Source organism: Empedobacter sp. UBA7248 (assembly GCF_002472945.1).
GTDB lineage: Bacteria > Bacteroidota > Bacteroidia > Flavobacteriales > Weeksellaceae > Empedobacter > Empedobacter falsenii_C.
Genome location: NZ_DKSU01000005.1, coordinates 407,762 through 425,418 on the forward strand (window position 1 = coordinate 407,762; position 17,657 = coordinate 425,418).

At 31.5% G+C, this 17,657-nt stretch carries 16 protein-coding genes; 8 read left to right on the forward strand and 8 right to left on the reverse strand.

Annotated features, from left to right (window positions below):
* Positions 1 to 53: 53 nt before the first annotated feature.
* On the reverse strand, positions 54 to 767 hold the full coding sequence (gene lipB, locus B4A23_RS04240; RefSeq protein ID WP_038330431.1) for a lipoyl(octanoyl) transferase LipB: 714 nt from the start codon (positions 765 to 767) through the stop codon (positions 54 to 56).
* Positions 768 to 957: 190 nt separating this feature from the next.
* On the opposite strand from lipB, the gene B4A23_RS04245 reads away from it, so the two are divergent.
* From B4A23_RS04245 to B4A23_RS04255, 3 genes are all read left to right on the forward strand, one after another.
* Positions 958 to 3,126: a S46 family peptidase gene (locus tag B4A23_RS04245; protein WP_291117244.1), complete on the forward strand. Its 2,169-nt coding sequence runs from the start codon at positions 958 to 960 to the stop codon at positions 3,124 to 3,126.
* A gap of 146 nt (positions 3,127 to 3,272) precedes the next feature.
* The gene (locus B4A23_RS04250; protein WP_291117245.1) at positions 3,273 to 4,421 is read left to right on the forward strand and encodes an AI-2E family transporter; all 1,149 of its coding nucleotides are present in this window, start codon (positions 3,273 to 3,275) and stop codon (positions 4,419 to 4,421) included.
* Between the two features lie 33 nt (positions 4,422 to 4,454).
* Positions 4,455 to 4,886, forward strand: coding sequence for a hypothetical protein (locus B4A23_RS04255; RefSeq protein ID WP_291117247.1), 432 nt, complete (start codon positions 4,455 to 4,457; stop codon positions 4,884 to 4,886).
* Positions 4,887 to 5,189: 303 nt separating this feature from the next.
* On the opposite strand, the gene B4A23_RS04260 is transcribed toward B4A23_RS04255, so the two are convergent.
* The 4 genes from B4A23_RS04260 to B4A23_RS04275 form a co-directional block, all read right to left on the reverse strand.
* Positions 5,190 to 5,765, reverse strand: a complete 576-nt coding sequence (locus tag B4A23_RS04260) for a phosphatase PAP2 family protein (RefSeq protein WP_291117250.1) — start codon at positions 5,763 to 5,765, stop codon at positions 5,190 to 5,192.
* A complete protein-coding gene (locus tag B4A23_RS04265; RefSeq protein ID WP_291117252.1) occupies positions 5,765 to 6,319 on the reverse strand; it encodes a Sec-independent protein translocase subunit TatA/TatB in 555 nt (184 codons plus the stop codon). Before B4A23_RS04265 ends, B4A23_RS04260 begins: the two co-directional genes overlap by 1 nt.
* A gap of 92 nt (positions 6,320 to 6,411) precedes the next feature.
* Positions 6,412 to 9,327, reverse strand: a complete 2,916-nt coding sequence (secD, locus tag B4A23_RS04270; RefSeq protein WP_291117254.1) for a protein translocase subunit SecD — start codon at positions 9,325 to 9,327, stop codon at positions 6,412 to 6,414.
* 121 nt (positions 9,328 to 9,448) lie between these two features.
* Entirely contained in the window at positions 9,449 to 10,297 is an 849-nt protein-coding gene (locus B4A23_RS04275; protein ID WP_038330421.1) for a DUF6929 family protein, read from the reverse strand.
* A 124-nt stretch (positions 10,298 to 10,421) separates the two neighbouring features.
* Between B4A23_RS04275 and B4A23_RS04280 the strand changes: the two genes are divergently transcribed.
* The 4 genes from B4A23_RS04280 (at position 10,422) to B4A23_RS04295 (ending at position 13,668) form a co-directional block, all read left to right on the forward strand.
* The gene (locus B4A23_RS04280; protein WP_291117257.1) at positions 10,422 to 11,639 is read left to right on the forward strand and encodes an MDR family MFS transporter; all 1,218 of its coding nucleotides are present in this window, start codon (positions 10,422 to 10,424) and stop codon (positions 11,637 to 11,639) included.
* Positions 11,640 to 11,676: 37 nt separating this feature from the next.
* Positions 11,677 to 12,243, forward strand: coding sequence for a cob(I)yrinic acid a,c-diamide adenosyltransferase (locus B4A23_RS04285; RefSeq protein WP_115000465.1), 567 nt, complete (start codon positions 11,677 to 11,679; stop codon positions 12,241 to 12,243).
* A complete protein-coding gene (locus B4A23_RS04290) occupies positions 12,236 to 12,868 on the forward strand; it encodes a thiamine diphosphokinase (protein ID WP_286512967.1) in 633 nt (210 codons plus the stop codon). The genes B4A23_RS04285 and B4A23_RS04290 overlap by 8 nt, the downstream gene beginning before the upstream one ends.
* Positions 12,869 to 12,933: 65 nt before the next feature.
* Positions 12,934 to 13,668, forward strand: coding sequence for an SIMPL domain-containing protein (locus B4A23_RS04295; RefSeq protein WP_291117262.1), 735 nt, complete (start codon positions 12,934 to 12,936; stop codon positions 13,666 to 13,668).
* A 219-nt stretch (positions 13,669 to 13,887) separates the two neighbouring features.
* Here B4A23_RS04295 and B4A23_RS04300 read toward each other — a convergent pair whose 3' ends face one another.
* From B4A23_RS04300 to B4A23_RS04310, 3 genes are read right to left on the reverse strand one after another with little or no spacing between them, the layout of a single operon-like run.
* Positions 13,888 to 14,496: a hypothetical protein gene (locus tag B4A23_RS04300; protein WP_286500659.1), complete on the reverse strand. Its 609-nt coding sequence runs from the start codon at positions 14,494 to 14,496 to the stop codon at positions 13,888 to 13,890.
* On the reverse strand, positions 14,496 to 15,179 hold the full coding sequence (locus B4A23_RS04305) for a hypothetical protein (protein WP_291117265.1): 684 nt from the start codon (positions 15,177 to 15,179) through the stop codon (positions 14,496 to 14,498). The genes B4A23_RS04300 and B4A23_RS04305 overlap by 1 nt, the downstream gene beginning before the upstream one ends.
* Positions 15,154 to 15,828, reverse strand: coding sequence for a hypothetical protein (locus B4A23_RS04310; protein ID WP_286500661.1), 675 nt, complete (start codon positions 15,826 to 15,828; stop codon positions 15,154 to 15,156). Before B4A23_RS04310 ends, B4A23_RS04305 begins: the two co-directional genes overlap by 26 nt.
* A 265-nt stretch (positions 15,829 to 16,093) precedes the next feature.
* On the opposite strand from B4A23_RS04310, the gene mnmE reads away from it, so the two are divergent.
* Complete coding sequence (gene mnmE / locus B4A23_RS04315) at positions 16,094 to 17,491, forward strand: tRNA uridine-5-carboxymethylaminomethyl(34) synthesis GTPase MnmE (RefSeq protein WP_038330407.1); 1,398 nt, start codon at positions 16,094 to 16,096, stop codon at positions 17,489 to 17,491.
* Positions 17,492 to 17,657 lie beyond the last annotated feature (166 nt).

Sequence of the window (17,657 nt, forward strand, 5' to 3'; positions counted from 1 at the left end):
TAAAAAAGACCGTAAAAACGGTCCTTAAAAATAGATTATATTTCTGAATTATCTTATTTAAATTCGACATCAAAAACTTCAGCAAAATGTTTCTTCGTAAACGCTTTTACTTCGTTCATATCTACCTGATGTCCAAGTTCTCTTTCTAATGAAGCTACAGCTTTATCCTGAATTCCGCATGGAACAATGTATTCAAAATAACGCAAATCTGTATTCACATTTAGCGCAAAACCATGCATCGTTACCCAACGGGAAGCCTTAACGCCCATTGCACAAATTTTTCGAGCAAAAGGTCGACCAACATCCAACCAAACACCAGTTTCTCCTTGCGAACGCTCACCTTTTAATCCATATTCGGCAATAGTTTTGATAATCACTTCTTCCAAATTGCGCATATACAAATGAATATCTGGCTTGAAAGTATCCAAATCCATAATCGGATAACCAACTAATTGTTGCGGTCCATGATACGTTATATCTCCACCGCGATTGGTTTTCACAAAAGTTGCATTTATCTCGTTTAATTTATCACTCGAAGCCAACATATTCTCTAAATGTCCACTTTTTCCAAGCGTATAAACGTGCGGATGTTCTACAAAAAGTAAATGATTTTTAGTATTTTTAAAATCTGAACTTCCCTCCTTTTCTTGTGCTCTATTATATTGTTTTACGGCTATATTTTCTGCTAAAAGACTTTCTTGATAATCCCAAATCTCTTGGTAATCTCTGTTAATTCCTAAATCTTGGAATTCGACAATTTGTTTCATTTCACAATGTGTTTCGAATGTCAAATTTACGAATTTTTAAAAGAAATTAATCCTCTAATTCTACTGTGAAATTATTTAATTCAGGTTCATTTAGTAGTAATAATGGTTTTGAGCAATTCATTAACGATTGAATAAAAATCTTTATCTTTGGAATTCTTAGAAATCGGTAGAATAAAATAATCAAATAAAAATGAAGAAACTATTCGTTAAAGGATCTATTTTAATGGCTCTGTTCGCAAACTTTAGTGTTTTTGCGCAACAAGGTGGTGGAATGTGGATTCCAACAGAATTGAATGAAAAGGAAATGAAAGACATGGGATTGAAAATCTCATCAAAAGACATTTTCAGTACTGGAGATAAAAGTATCAACAATGCAGTTGCTCACTTTGGTGGCGGTTGTACGTCAGAAGTTATTTCTCCAAATGGTTTATTACTAACTAATCATCACTGTGGTTATGGAGAAATCCAAGCACATTCATCTTTAGAAAATGATTATTTAACAGATGGTTTTTGGGCTAAAGAGTTGAAAGACGAATTACCAAACGAAGGTTTAACAGCGACTTTTATTGTAGATATTAAAGATGTAACTACTGCAATTTTAGCTGGTGTTAATGATAATATGTCGGAGGAAGATCGTAACAAAATCATCAAGAAAAATATTGAAGATTTTAATGCAAAAACTAAGACAGAATCTTATCGTTCAGTATTTATCAAACCTTTTTACAAAGGAAATAAATATTACCAATTTACGACAGAAACTTACAAAGATGTTCGTTTAGTTGGTGCGCCACCTTCTGCAATTGGGAAATATGGAAATGACACGGACAACTGGGTTTGGCCACGTCACACAGGAGATTTCTCGATGTTTAGAATTTATGCAGACAAAAACAACAAACCTGCAGATTATTCTCCAGAAAACGTTCCTTACAAACCAAAACATTTCTTACCAATTAATATTTCGGGAATTAGCGAGGATGATTTCACGTTTGTATATGGTTTCCCAGGTACGACGGACGAATATTTACCAGCTTCTTCTATCCAGCAAATAAAAGATGTGATTGATCCTGCGCGTATCAATGTACGTACAATTGCGTTATCTCATATCGATAAAAAAATGCGTGAAGACGATGCAACTCGTATCGCTTATGCATCTAAACAAGCGCGTATTTCGAATGCACACAAAAAATGGATTGGTGAAGTTTTAGGACTTAATCGTTCGAAAGCTGTAGAAAAACGTCAACAATACGAGCAAGAATTTATGAATCGTATTGCGAAAAATCCAAAATTGAAAGGTGAATATTCGAATATTATTTCTGAATTAAATCAAGTTAATAAAGCAAATCAAGATTACAATTTAGCTTATACAATGTATTCTGAAACGTTTTTCTCAAATTCAGAAACATTCAGAATGGCGTTAACATTGAACAATATTTTGAATGCGGTTGGACAAAAAAATTATGCTGAAACAAAAGCAAAAGCGTTGAATACTGTTGCGTCTATGTACAAAGATTATAATCCTGAATTAGACAAAACTATTTCTTCTGATTTGGCGGATAATTATTTCAAAGTTGTTCCTCAAAATTTATTACCAACTACAACAGCTGCAAATATTAAAACGGCTTTAGGAAATTCGGTAATCAACGGAACGAAAAAAATTAACGGACAATCTGTTTTAGGAAATATCAAAGCGTTAGCTGAAAATGATGCTGAGTTTATCAAAGCCTTAAAAGAAGATGCTTTAATTGCTCAAATTCGTTTGGTTTTAGATGCAAATCAAACTAAAGTTACACCTACATATTTAGCGAATCAAGATAAAATTAACAAGTTGATGCGTACATATATGAAAGCGCAAATGGATGTATTTACAGACAAAAAAATCTTCCCAGATGCGAATTCTACTTTACGTGTAACTTACGGAAAAGTTGATGGTTACCAACCTCGCGATGCGGTTTATTACGAGCCTGTTACACACATGGAAGGTGTCATGGAAAAATATATTCCGGGAGATTATGAGTATGATTTACCAAAACAAATGTTGAGCTTATATGACAAAAAAGATTACGGAAAATACGCCGATAAAAACGGAAAATTACCTGTAAACTTTATTGCAACAAACCATACAACTGGTGGTAATTCTGGTTCTCCAGCATTGAATGCAAAAGGAGAATTAATCGGATTAAATTTTGACCGTGTTTGGGAAGGAACTATGTCAGATTTAAATTATGATCCAGAGATTTGTCGTAATATTATGGTGGACTCTCGTTACATTTTATGGGTAGTTGACAAGTATGCTAATGCGCAACGTTTGATTGATGAAATGACCATCGTTGACGAAAGCAAAAATGCGAAGAAAAAATAATTTTTTTCACTATATTCTGAAAACCACGTTTTTATAACGTGGTTTTTTTTATTGAAATAAACGTAAGATTCAAATAAAATCTTAAGAAATAAAACTATATTTATACAACTTATCTAAAAAATTGTCAAAATAAAACACTCATAATTATGGAAGTCATTAGAAAATGGCCTTTTTATTTAAAACTAACTTGCACATTATTGTCAATCATTTGTTTAACATTTATTTCAATAATAGGTAAAGGAATTTTAGTTCCATTAATATTAGGCTTCTTAATTTCAATATTATTAGCACCCGTTTGTGCATTTTTCGAAAGATATTTACGCATTCCGCGTGCAATTTCGAGTATCATTACCACCTTGCTTTTTGCAGCATTTATCTTAGGAATTTTCTATTTGATTGCTATACAAATGGCGGAAATAGCAAATGAATGGCCTACATTTCAGAAACAAATCATAGAAGCTTTTATGAATTTGCAAGATTGGATTCATCATACATTTGGTGTTAATTCGCATGCGCAAATGGAATATTTGACAAAAAATGTCAAAACAACTATCGAAACGAGTACAATTGTAATTGAAAAAGTAATTTCGATTGTTTCATCGATGGCTGTTACAGTTTTGTTCACCTTTTTATACATTGTTTTCTTGTTGATTTATCGTCGTCATTTGGTAAAATTTCTATATTACGCATTCAATTCAAACACACACGATCAGGTTTATAACGTTATTACATCTATTCAAAAAATGGTCAAACAATATTTGATTGGCTTGTTTTTACAAATGTTAGTCGTATCAATTTTATCTTTTATTGCATTTTCTATTCTTGGTCTTAAATACAAATTTGTTTTAGCTATTTTAACTGGCGTTCTAAATGTTGTTCCCTATGTAGGAATTGTTATTTCATTAATTATAACGCTAATAATCACATTTGCTACAATGTCAGCTTCAAAATTGTTCTTTGTTTTAATTGCATTTATTGCAATTCATGCAATTGATGGAAATGTAGTGATGCCAAAAATTGTAGGTTCTAAAGTAAAAATCAATTCCTTGATTGTCATTATTGGATTAGTAATTGGAGAAATGACGTGGGGAATTATGGGAATGCTTTTATCGATTCCAATACTTGCGTTGATGAAAATTGTTTTTGATAATGTGACTGAATTAAAACCTTGGGGTTATCTTTTGGGTGATGAAGATTCAACAGAAATTGATGATGATTTAAATACATTTTTAGCCAAAAAGAAAGCTAAAAAATCAAAGAAAAAAACAAAGAAGTTGGACGAGAATTTAGAATAGTCTGATTTCTATTTTACATAATTATCACTCTTTATGAAATATAATTTATTATTCATTTTTAGTTTATTGATTTTCAATATTTCTTGTGAAAAGAAGTTAGAAAAAGAAGTAAATAAAAAATATATGTACAATACAATGTCAATTGATGATAGAAATTTATCTATAAGAATTTATGATTACTCTGACTCAATAGAATTTATTACATGGAAGAATATCAATGATTATACAACAAAATCATTCAAAATTTCTAAGAACGATAAAAAAGCATTAGAAGAAAATATTTATAAAATAGTAACCATTCCATATGAAAATGAAATATTTTGCACAGACTATGTGGGGAAAATAAGTATTAGTATGTCCAATCATAATAGCACATATTCTATTAATCTAAATTCTGTTTGTGATTGGAAAACATTTAATGAAGAAACTAAGAACATTTCTAAAATAATAGATCGTTATAAATAAAATTTTATTTTATCAAATAGGATGAGAAACTGAAATAAATTCAGTTTGACAATATAAAAAAAGTCTATAACAAATTGTTATAGACTTTTTTTATTTATATTAATCAAGATGAATTATCCCAAAAAAATCAAAGATAAGTAATAGAAAGGTTAATGTAGAAATCACAAAAAATTCAAAAGCATCTTTATAGCTTTTCAATATTGACATACTATTATAATGTTTTTCTTTTTTTATTTTTCTAATTCCTAAAATCAATGAACCTGCAAATAAAATAGATAAGCAAATCTCTGAATTTATATACATTTAATTCTTCTTCAAATATTTTTTTTCTAAGAAATAATACAATTTCAAGAAAAGAATCGAGAAAAATATTCCGATTAGTGTTCCGAAAAATATATCTCCCGTAAAATGTACTCCAACATAAACTCTACTGTAAGCAACCATTAACGCCCAAACAATTAAGATATAAAGTAACCATTTGTAATAGCGTCTTAGCAATATTCCTATAAAAATTGCAATCGCCATATGATTAGAAGCATGTGCCGAAGTAAAACCATATTTACCTCTACCCTCACAATCTATTGGGCGAAATAATCCTTGAATCGATTCGGTGTAACATGGACGAAAACGTTGAAAAGAATTTTTCAAGATATTTGTAAATTGATCTGCACATGTTATCATCAGTGCTATACAAACTCCAGCTAACAAGGTTTTTTTCCAACCAAGTTTTACATAAAGTAAGATGAGAAAGATGACATACAACGGAATCCATGTTTTTTTATCGGTAACTATTAACCAAAACCAATCCCATTTTTCGTTCCCTAAATTATTGAAATACAAAAATATTTGTACGTCCCAATCAAAATAATCTTGTATCATTATCTACTTACTGATCCGCCTAAACCTAATGCTTCATCTACAGATTTTGGTTCTACAACAATCGCAGGTTCTTCCACAATTGGCTCAACCACATTTTCTATAACGGGTTCTGTTGTTTCTTGCACATCCAATTCCAAATCCTGTACAGGATCTACAGCTTTCATAGTTGGTGCATCATCTTTTAACGCTGCATTTACTGTATTATCTTGATGAATTGCTTGATGCATTTCATCTACTGGATTACGAACTTCGTCAAATGATTTCTGAAAGTCTTCCATTGGATTGATTTTCGCAAAAGATTCTTTGACTTCGTTCATTGGATTTAACTCTTTTATGGTATTCTGAATCTCTTTTGTAGGATCAACATCCTGAACTGGATTCATGATTTCTTGCTTGATATCTTCAGATGCTTCTTTTAATTTGCGCACAGCAGTTCCCAAACCACGAGCAATTTCTGGAATTTTATCTGGACCAAAAATCACTACAGCAACCACCATAATAATCACGACTTCCTGGAAGTCTAAAAACGCTGGGTATATTACTAAACTATTCACTAAACAAATGTATAAAATCTAAATTTAGTAGAAGAAAAAAAGCCATCAAATTTCTTTGATGGCTTTCTTAAAATTTATTTAAAATTTGAATCTTATTTATTCATTTGACCTTTTTTAGTAAAGTCATACAATAAAGGAGATGCAACGAAAATAGACGAGAATGTACCAATTACGATACCGATTAATTTCGCAAACATAAATCCTTTGATTGATTCTCCACCAAATGCAAAGATGATTAATACGATTAAGAACGTTGATAAAGACGTATTGATTGTACGTGATAATGTTTCTGATGTAGAAATATTAATAATATCGTACAAGTTGTGGTTTTTCTCAACTGTTAAATTCTCACGAATACGATCCAAGATAATAATCGAGTCATTCATCGAATAACCAATTACCGTCAAAATCGCCGCGATAAATGCTTGATCGATCTCCATGTTGAAAGGTAAAATTCCTTTGAATAAAGAGAAAACTCCTAATACAATAATCACGTCATGCGCTAATGCGATGATAGTTGATAATGAGAATTGCCAACGTTTGAACATCACAATTAAGTAGAAGAAAATTGCAACTAATGCTAAAGAAACCGCTATATAAGAAGCTCTTGTTGTATCATCGGCAATTGTAGGACCTACTTTTGCAGAAGACATTAAACCTATTGTAGCATTATCTTCAGAGAAATCTTTTTCAGACATATTCGCTGGTAGATAAGATTTAAGACCTGTATATAATTTGTCTTTGATCTCGTCATCTACATTTGTTCCGTCTTCGTCAGCTTTGTATGCTGTTGTAATTTTTACTTGATTTTGACCACCGTACGTTTTCACCTGTGGCATCATTTTTTCACCTTCTAACACGAAAACATCACCCAAACTTTCAGAAATTTGTTGCGGATCTACGTGTTTATCAAAACGAACTGTATATGTACGTCCACCTTGGAATTCGATACCCATATCAAATCCTTTTGTGAAGATAGAGATTAAAGCAACTACTGTTAAAACAATTGAAATCGCATAAGAGATTTTTCTTGTTTTCAATAAGTCAACTTTAATATTTTGTAACCAGTGCGCTGTAAAATGTGTATAGAAAGGAACAGATTTTCCTTTTGCTAAACGTCCTTCTACAAAATAGCGTGTAATGAAAATCGCTGTAAATGTTGATGTAAAAATACCAATCATAAACGTTGTTGCGAAACCTACAACAGGACCTTTACCAAAGAAGAATAAAATTAATGCTGTGATAAATGATGTTGAGTTAGCATCGATAATTGCAGAGAAAGCACCTTTCCATGAATAAGCGAAATCTACTGCTTGACGTAATGATTTTCCTTTTCTTAATTCTTCTTTTACGCGTTCGTAAATCAAGATATTCGCATCCATTCCTGTTACCAATGTCAAGATAATCCCGGCAATACCTGGTAAAGATAATGTAGCTTTAAGTGATACTAAGAATCCTAATAAGAATAATAAGTTAACGATTAATGCAACGTTAGCATAAATACCTGCACGGCTGTAATAAAACACCATCCAGATTAATACTAATGCAAATGCACAACCAAAAGCGATTAACGAGCTGTTGATTGCTTCTTGTCCTAATGATGGACCAACAACCTCAGCAGAAACGATTTTAGATGAAGCTGGTAAAGAACCTGCTTGTAAAATGTTTGCTAAATCTTTTGCTTCGTCAATTGTAAAGTTTCCAGAAATAACAGAATTACCTCCTGTAATTTGATTACTGATGTTTGGCGCAGAATACACCATATTGTCTAACACAATTGCAACACCTTGGCCTGGTTGTCCAGGACCTGCAGGTTTCAACTCGTCTGTAATACGAGACCACTCTTGTGCTCCAACTTGATTCATTTGCATTGTAACAACAGGCTCATTCGTAAGAGAACCAGGATTACGTTCACCAGCAGCAGAAACTACTTTATCTCCTTCGATTAATGGTTCTTGCGTTCCATTTTTACCTTTTAAGACATAAAACTCTAATAATTTAGGAGCAGATTTATCATTTGCTTGTTTACCTAAATTCATTGGCTTATTCGCCCAAGAGTATTTGTATCCTCTAATGTTTGCTGGTAATCCAGGTACAAAACCTTTGTCTTGCATCACACGGTTTACAACAGCAGTATCTTTTACATTCACAACAAAACTTGCGTTAGAACCAGCTGGTTGCATAACTTCTGCTAAAGTTTTGATTGTTTCTCCTTTCTCATTTTTTACATTATATTTCTCTGTATTAACGCTAGAAAAATATTGTAAAACTGTAGGATCTTGACGAACAACTTGCCAAAACTCTAATTTTGCTGTAGATTGTAATAATTTTTTTACACGGTCAGTGTCAGAAACACCTGGTAATTCTACCAAGATACGTCCATCACCTTTATCACCTAAACGTTGAATTACTGGCTCAACAACACCAAATTGATTAATACGAGAGCTAATTACATCATAAGCTGTTGCAACTTTAGCTTCGATATCTTTACGGATTACTTCTTTTACCTGATCGTCAGAAGCATTGTACGCAATTTTATCTGCATTGTTTTTGTTTCCAAACAAATCTGCAGCTGCGTATTTTGTTCCTCCTTTTATTTTATCAAACTCTTGAAAAAATAATTCGACATAAGGTACGTTACCGTTTGTTTTTTGAGCTTTATCTGTAGCATCCAAAGCCGTTGCCAACATAGGGTTTTGACTTTTCGCTGATAAATTCTCGATTAAATCTCTTTCAGAAACTTGTAAAATTACGTTGATACCACCTTTCAAATCTAATCCTAAATTGATTTCATTGTTTTTGGCATACCCATAATCGTACTTAATAATTCCCAAATCAAGAGGATGCTGAGCCAAGCTATCTAAAATTCTTGGTTCGTCTTCTGGCTTACTCGCCAAGCGCGCCGCCTCATGCTCCACTTTAGTTGTGTACCAAGTATAACTTAGTTGTCTGATACACAAGAGACTTAAAATAATTGCAAATGCTGCAATGAGCCATCTTCCTCGCATAATGTTTAATTGATAAATAAATTTTGACGGACAAATATAATAGTCTTGAAAATACTTTCACAATTTTTTAAGAATAAATCGAAAATCGATGTCCGTATTTCGAAATTCTTTATTCAAAAAATTAGATTTCCTTTTGGTATTTGTAGATATAAATTGACGCTTTATTAGAGTCATCATCATTATCTTCGCACAAATACAAGGTGTAATTCTTTCCAGATTCTTTATACAACGCTAAACCTTCGATTTTCTTATCATCCGAAATTTTTTGCCAACGTGTAACCTCCATTGTAGCTAAATCTAACTCACCAATAATAGAACCTTTTATTTCTCCATTAAACTGAGTTGTACTTTTAGATTCTACTGTTGCTGTAAACAAAACTTTTCCATCTACTAAAATAGCATCCGAAAAAGTAGTCGTTTCATTATGAATTTTAGGCAAAGTGATTGGAAAAAAATCAATTATTTTCCCTCTCAAATCATTTATCCTACCTCTCACTCTATAAATTCCATTTACACCAGCAGGTCCATTTCCTCTGTTGAAAAAATATGTACAATGTCCATCTGTAATAATTCCTTCGATGTTAAAATCTTTTTTAGATAAATTCGAAACCTTTAAAAATTCATCCAAAAGAAAACTATAATTATCGTTTTGTACCTCTTTAGTTTTGATGTTATATGAAATCAAATCGAAACGATTTTCCTTAGAACCCGAACCAAGAATATACAAATGATTGTCAAATTTTGTAATCGCTTCAAAATCTGGTTTATCTTTTTTGGTGATATGTTTTGATTTTACTTCTGGATTCAAATCAACTTTATCCACTTCTTTTTTCTTTTTATTGTAAACGTACAAATGTGCTTTATCATCGGAAATCGTGTAAACATGGTGTTTGTCAACCACTAATCCAGATGCCGCTCCAAGCCCATTTATAACAATTAAAACCTTAAGAATGAAATTGTAAAACAACATAGATGTAAGATTTGTTTTTAAGAGGTTTCAAAAGTAATCAAAGAATATCAGAAACCTTGATAAATAACCGATTTTTTGTAAAAAAAGAACTTAACTTTGTAGCATTTAAAAAGAAAATTGAGAGATGAAAAAAATTCTAAAAATTTACATTGACGCCTACAGCGGACTTTCGAAAGAATCTTGGATGTTAGCCATCGTAATGTTGTTGAACCGAATGGGTTCGATGGTTTTACCATTTTTAGGAATTTATATGATCTCCGAATTAGGATTTTCTTTGGAAAACTCGGGAATAGTCTTAAGTTGTTTTGGAGTTGGTTCTGTAATTGGTTCTTGGCTTGGAGGTTGGATAACAGATAAAATCGGAAACTTTAAAGTACAAGCCATCAGTTTATTTCTAAGTGCTCCGATGTTTTTGATTTTACCTTATTTTAAAACGGTAGAATCTTTTGCTGTTATTATGCTTGTTTTGAGTATTATTAGCGAAATGTTTCGTCCAGCAAACTCAGTTGCCATCACACGTTATGCTAAGAAAGAAAATATCACTCGTGCTTTTTCGTTGAATAGAATGGCGGTTAATTTAGGTTTTTCAATTGGTCCATCAATGGGAGGTTTTTTATCTAATTATTCGTACGATTTATTATTCTATTGTAATGCAGGAGCTGCTTTGGTTGCTGGAATTGTTTTCTTTGTCTTTTTCAATGGAAGAAAAGAACGAAATGCTGCCACAGAAAATATTTCTGATAAAACCGTAGTCGAAAAAGAACGCAATGCATACACTGATACACCTTTCTTAGTATTCAATCTATTTTGTGTATTATTCTCCATTGCATTTTTCCAAATCTTGAATACACTTCCTTTATTTTATAAAGATGTAGTGCATTTAACACAAACAGAAATTGGATTATTAATGGGATTCAGTGGAATAATCATTGTTGTATTTGAGATGTTATTAATCCATTATACTGAAAAAAGATTTACAGTTACACAACTTTTAGTTTTCGGTTCATTTATCACAGCAATTAGTTATTTTATCTTCACATTTAGTCATACATTAGGAATGTTGTACTTAGCAATTGGACTGATGTCTATTGGAGAAATGCTTGTTTTACCTTTGATGTCAACGGTTACAGCTTTTCGTTCGCAAAAAAATAACAGAGGAGCTTATATGGGATTAAACGGAATGACAGCAGCAATTGCCTTTATTGTTTCGCCATTTTTAGGAACTCACATTGCTACCGATTACGGTTTTAATACACTTTGGATAATCACCACAGTTATTTTAGTTATCGTAGCTATCGGATATCACTTTTTTACTAAACCACTTTTACCAAAAAATATTTAAGATTTTCTTATCTTCGATAATTATTAGTTGAAATCACATGAAAGTATATACAAAAACAGGAGACAAAGGAACAACAGGTTTATATGGAGGAACACGTGTCTCTAAAAATAGTCTAAAAATTGATTCTTACGGAACAGTTGATGAATTAAATTCTTATTTAGGATTGATTCGTTCATATGAAATTGATCCAGCATTAGAGGAAGAAATTATCATCATTCAAAAAGGTTTATTCAATCTTGGTGCTGAATTAGCAACACCAGTCGATAAATTATACTTGGCAAATGGTAAACCTCGTATTCCGAAAACTATTTCTGAAGAAGATATTGTACAATTAGAGGAATGGATTGATGATTTGGAAGGACAATTGGAACAATTGACTCATTTTATTCTTCCAGGTGGAAATCAAGCCGCTTCTCATGCTCATGTTGCGCGTTGTATTTGTCGTCGTGCCGAACGTTTGACAGTTGGTTTGGCCGAAGAAGAAGAAATTCGTCCTGAATTACAAAAATACTTGAATCGTCTTTCTGATTATTTGTTTGTTTTAGGTCGAAAAATTGCCACAGACAATAATCACGAAGAAGTAAAATGGATTCCAGGTGAATAAAAAAGCACTTTTATTTTTGAATGGCGAAGTCCCTACTATTCTGCCTGATACATCAAATTATGATATGATTTTTTGTACAGATGGTGCATTTCGTTATTTACAAAAACTACATATAACGCCCGATGTTATCTCGGGCGATTTTGATTCTTTCGAAATCAGTCAATTCCCTTCTGAAATAGAAGTTATTTCTACTCCAGATCAAAATGACACAGATTTTGCAAAAGCATTACAAATCATTTTGGATAAAGGTTTCAAAAACGTTGATGTTTTTGGAGCAAGTGGTCGTCAACAAGATCATTTTATTGGAAATCTAAATGCAGCATATCGATTCAAAGATCAAATCAATATTTTGTTCTACGATAATTATAGCCAATATTTTTTTGCAGAAAAAGAAACGAAATTAGAAGGTTATTTTGGAAGAACAATTTCGCTTCTCCCCTTTCCTGAATGTAAAAATATTATCACAAAAGGTTTGGAATATCCTTTGAATAAAGAAGATTTGAACTTACTTTCTCGTATAGGAACTCGTAACAAAGCCAATGAAGATGTGGTTACAATTGATTATTCAGAAGGTAATTTAATCATCTTTATCATCGATCAAGAATTTCCTGTCTTGATTGCTTAATCTCACTATTTTTAGTGAAACGCATCTTTAGTATTTTTTGTACTTTTACTGAAAACCAAATTACTATGAATAAATTTTCAGTTATTGTAGCATCTATTTTAGCCGTTGGACTGATTGCTGCAACATGTATATTAGGGAACGCCTACAAAAATAAATTCAGAAGTTCTGAATCGATCAATGTTACTGGAAATGCTTTGAAAGATTTTAATGCCGATTTAGTTAAATGGCGTGCAACTTTTAGTCGAAAAGATTATGATTTACGTGTTGCTTCGGATCAATTAAAAGCTGATCAAACGGTTGTCAAAAACTTTTTGATTTCGCAAGGAATCAATCCAAAAGAAATTGTTTTTGAAGCGGTAAATATTTCAAAAGATTTTCAGTACGGAACAGATGCAAACGGAAATTCGATAAGTCAATTTACAGGATATAATCTTTCGCAAGATGCGACAATCGAATCGAAAGAATTGGATAAAATAGAGAAAGCTTCGCGGGAAATATCAACTTTAATTAGCCAAGGCATCGAATTGAGTTCATCTAATCCAAATTATTATTACTCGAAATTAGAAGATTTAAAACTTGAATTGATTGCACAAGCTTCTGAAAATGCAAAACAACGCGCTGAAAATATTGCAACAAAATCTGGTGCTAGTTTAGGAAAATTGAAACAAGCCGATTTGGGTATTTTTCAGATTACAGGAAAAAATGATAATGAGGAATATTCGGCTGGTGGTTCATTGAATACTACATCTCGCCAAAAAACGGCTCAAATTACTGTGAGAGCAAGTTATAACTCAAATTAAAAAATAAATAAAAAAAAGCTTCTTAATATTAAGAAGCTTTTTTTTGTCTATTTAAATACTACTGCAAGTAATATCAAAGCAGATATTACAATAAGTACATCTACAATTTTAATTCTAAAATTACCAATTCCAAAACCTCTTTTTGTAGCATAATTTTTTTTTGATGACATTATAAATCCAATTTCGGATGGAAATACTAAAAGCATGCCAAAAAACTAATTAGAATTTTTCACAAATAATTGAATAACTATTCTGAGTAGTGGTCATTTTACGAGCTAAAAATACAACCCTATAAAAATTATTATCTCCTGGAAAACTCATATAATATTCACCAACACCATTCAACTTATAACTTACGTCCAAATCTACAAAACTTGTTGTATTCTGAATATTTTTATTAGTTGATAAAACTGTTTTTTTATCTCCATCAGATTTGTATTGACTCATATAATAAATCGTTGCGGGAGAAGCTAAATTTGTTACAGAAGCTATTTGGGGTATTGTCGTTGAAGAAAAACGAAAATTAAACCTTCCGCAAGGTACTATTTTAGTTCCATCTGGTGTTGTATCAAAATATAATTCTTTTGTTTCAACTGTTAAATCAGAAATAGCATCAATTATTGCTTGTGCTGAATGTTTTTCAATATTCCCATTAATATCTGTTACCAAAACATCTGGGTAGTCCGCAATTGTTACTTTTTTTAAGTCTCTAACTCTAGCTTCCCCATTGATATCTAGATTTCTAGTAGGTTGATTTGTATTAATTCCTACTTGTGAAAATAAATCTGTAGAAATAAAAATACATAAACATAATAGTATATTTTTCATTATAAAGTTGTTTTATAAAAACGTTCACAAATTAAACTATAGTTAGATTTAGTAGCATCATTTTTTAATTGACTAACAGTCAAACGATACAAGTCCCCATCATTTGGTATAATAAAATGATAATTCAAATATGCCCCTACTCTTAGAGTGAAATTAGTGTCTAAATTTTGATACGAATTCCAATTTGCTGAAGTGAATGTCAAACTTAAATTATTATAAGTATATCCAGTACTCGTACTTGCATCAGTTTGTCCCCATCTTTTTCCTCCATACGTCATAACTAGATTACCTGTAATAGCATCCTTTAATCTCATTTCAATAGCACTACCATTAAGTCTAAACATTAGTTTTCCACAATCTGTTATTTTTGTGTTATCTGACGTTGTAGCATTATAAATATTCTTTACAATTTCTACTTGTTTAGTACCATCATCAATGATTGAAGGTTTTGAAACTTTATCAATATTATTATCACTATTAGCCGCTAACAACTCATCATATACTACGTTATTTGTTTGATCATTTACTCCTGAAACCCTAAGATTTCCATTAACATCCAACATTCGAGTTGGTTCTTCTGTAGCAATTCCGACTTGAGCATTTATAGAATTTCCACCTATAAAAAATAGAGTTACCGTTATTATTATTTTCTTCATATTAAAATTTTTCACAAGCTGTAACAAAGTCATAAGTTAATGGAGTTGTATTTTGATTAAGACGATAAAAAGTTAAACGATATAAATCAGAATCACCAGGATAAAGTAGATACAAAATATTTAACTCTCCAGATACAATTCCTGCTCCGCTTGTAGGCAAATCTATAAAGGTATTGCTTGAAGTAAATGTTCTTCCTGATTCAGGAGATTGAAACTCATATCCATTTGTTTCCCAATTTTGTTCTAAAGTTGTATAAACTGTCACTTGATTTGCTCCTGTTGGTGCAGTTTTTAATCTAAATTGAATACTGGTTCCAGTTCCTGTTGTACTAGTATTTTTAAAAGCAAAATCAAACTTTCCACATGACACAAATTTACTATCATCTGCCCTTCCATCATTTGTTGTATAAATATTATTTAAAACTTGTTTATCAGATGTAAACTCATCCCCAATTGGTTTTAAATCACTTTTATTTATATAATCAACATCACCGTTATTATTTATAACTAAAATTTTATTATAACTTAATGTTTGAGATTTGTCTGATAAAGTTCTTATTCTAAGATTTCCATTAACATCTAAAGTTCTTTGAGGAGTATCAGTATTAATTCCGACTTGGGCAAACATTGTGGTAGTAGAGAGTAATGTTGCGAGTGAAACTAAAATTGTTTTCATTATATTTAATATTCAATTATGTATGTCTAATTGACTTTCATATCGGATTAGGGAGCGCAAAGTTAGTCTTATCAATTTACCCAAAATAATGTTAAAACATCCATTTTAAGAAATCCAGCCAAAAAGAAAACAACTAAAATACTCGTTAACAAAATTATACTTCTCTTTTTCTAATAAATTAAAAAATAAACTTTAACTTTTTTCACAAATCATTAACAATTAAATTATAATTTTCCAACAACATAATATGTTGTAAATTTGCATTATGCTAAACAACGATACAATTTGTGCATTGGCAACTGCCAATGGAATGGGCGCTATAGCGGTTATTCGTATTTCTGGACCAGAAGCAATTTCTAAAGTTGCTCAGATTTATCAGTCAAAATTTAATGCCACTAAATCTTTGAATGATGCCGAATCTCATACCATACATTTGGGTTATGTGATGGATGGAGATACCATTGTTGATGAAGCATTATTCTCAATTTTTAAAAATCCACATTCCTATACAGGTGAAGATGTTGTTGAAATTTCGACACATGGTTCAATTTATATTCAGCAAAAAGTTTTAGAACTTTTAAATAAAATAGGTATCCGAAATGCTGATCCTGGTGAATATACTTTCCGTGCTTTTTGGAATGGTAAAATGGATTTAACACAGGCAGAAGCTGTTGCAGATTTGATTGCATCGGATTCGAAAGCATCACATGAAATTGCGATTAAACAAATGCGTGGAGGATTCTCTAATCAAATCAAAGATTTGCGTGATCAAATGATCAACTTTGCAGCTTTGATGGAGTTGGAATTGGATTTCTCTGAAGAAGATGTTGAATTTGCAGATCGTACACAATTCTATGATTTATTGAATAAATTACAATCTATCTTAAAACGTTTAGCTGATTCTTTTGCTTTTGGAAATGTGATCAAAAATGGAGTTCCAGTTGCAATTGTTGGTGCACCGAATGCAGGAAAGTCAACTTTATTGAATGCTTTATTAAACGAAGAACGCGCCATTGTTTCGGATATTGAAGGAACAACACGTGATACGATAGAAGAAACTATTTACATCGACGGCGTTGGGTTCCGTTTTATTGATACAGCAGGTATTCGTGAAGCTGGAGATACCATAGAACGTATAGGAATAGAAAAAACCTTCGAAAAAATAGACAATGCTTCGATTATTATCTATTTGTATGATGCCAATATAACTGCTGATAACCAAATTGCCAATCAATTGGATGACTTGCAACGTAGAGGAAAAATCTTGTTTAATGTTGCCAATAAAATTGATGTTACCAATAACGAATCAGCTATTTCTGCTGCTATCAAACAAGAATTTAAAGATGTTGTTCATTTAGAAATTTCGGCAAAAGATCAATTTAATATTGATGCATTGAAAGAAAATCTGATTCATCAAATCAAATTGAAAGGAACAAATCAGGATGACACAATCGTTACAAACTCTCGTCATCTAGAAGCTTTGCAAAACACACTTTCTCAAATTGGAAAAATCAAACAAGGAATGGACATGGGACTTCCTGGGGATTTGTTAGCCATGGATATCCGTGAAGCTTTAACTTATTTGGGACATATCACAGGTGAAATAGATGTTGATCAAGATATATTAGGGACAATTTTTGGGAAGTTCTGTATCGGGAAATAAAAGTGTTAATATCAGACAAACAATACCATTCAACTGCCTAACGTTTAAAACGTTAGGCTTTTTGTTTTATATTTGAAAATACATAAATAGATGTTGTTTTGACATATTTCTCACCAAAATTACACCTCTATTTTTTTATATTAATAAAAGGTGTAGTAATTACACC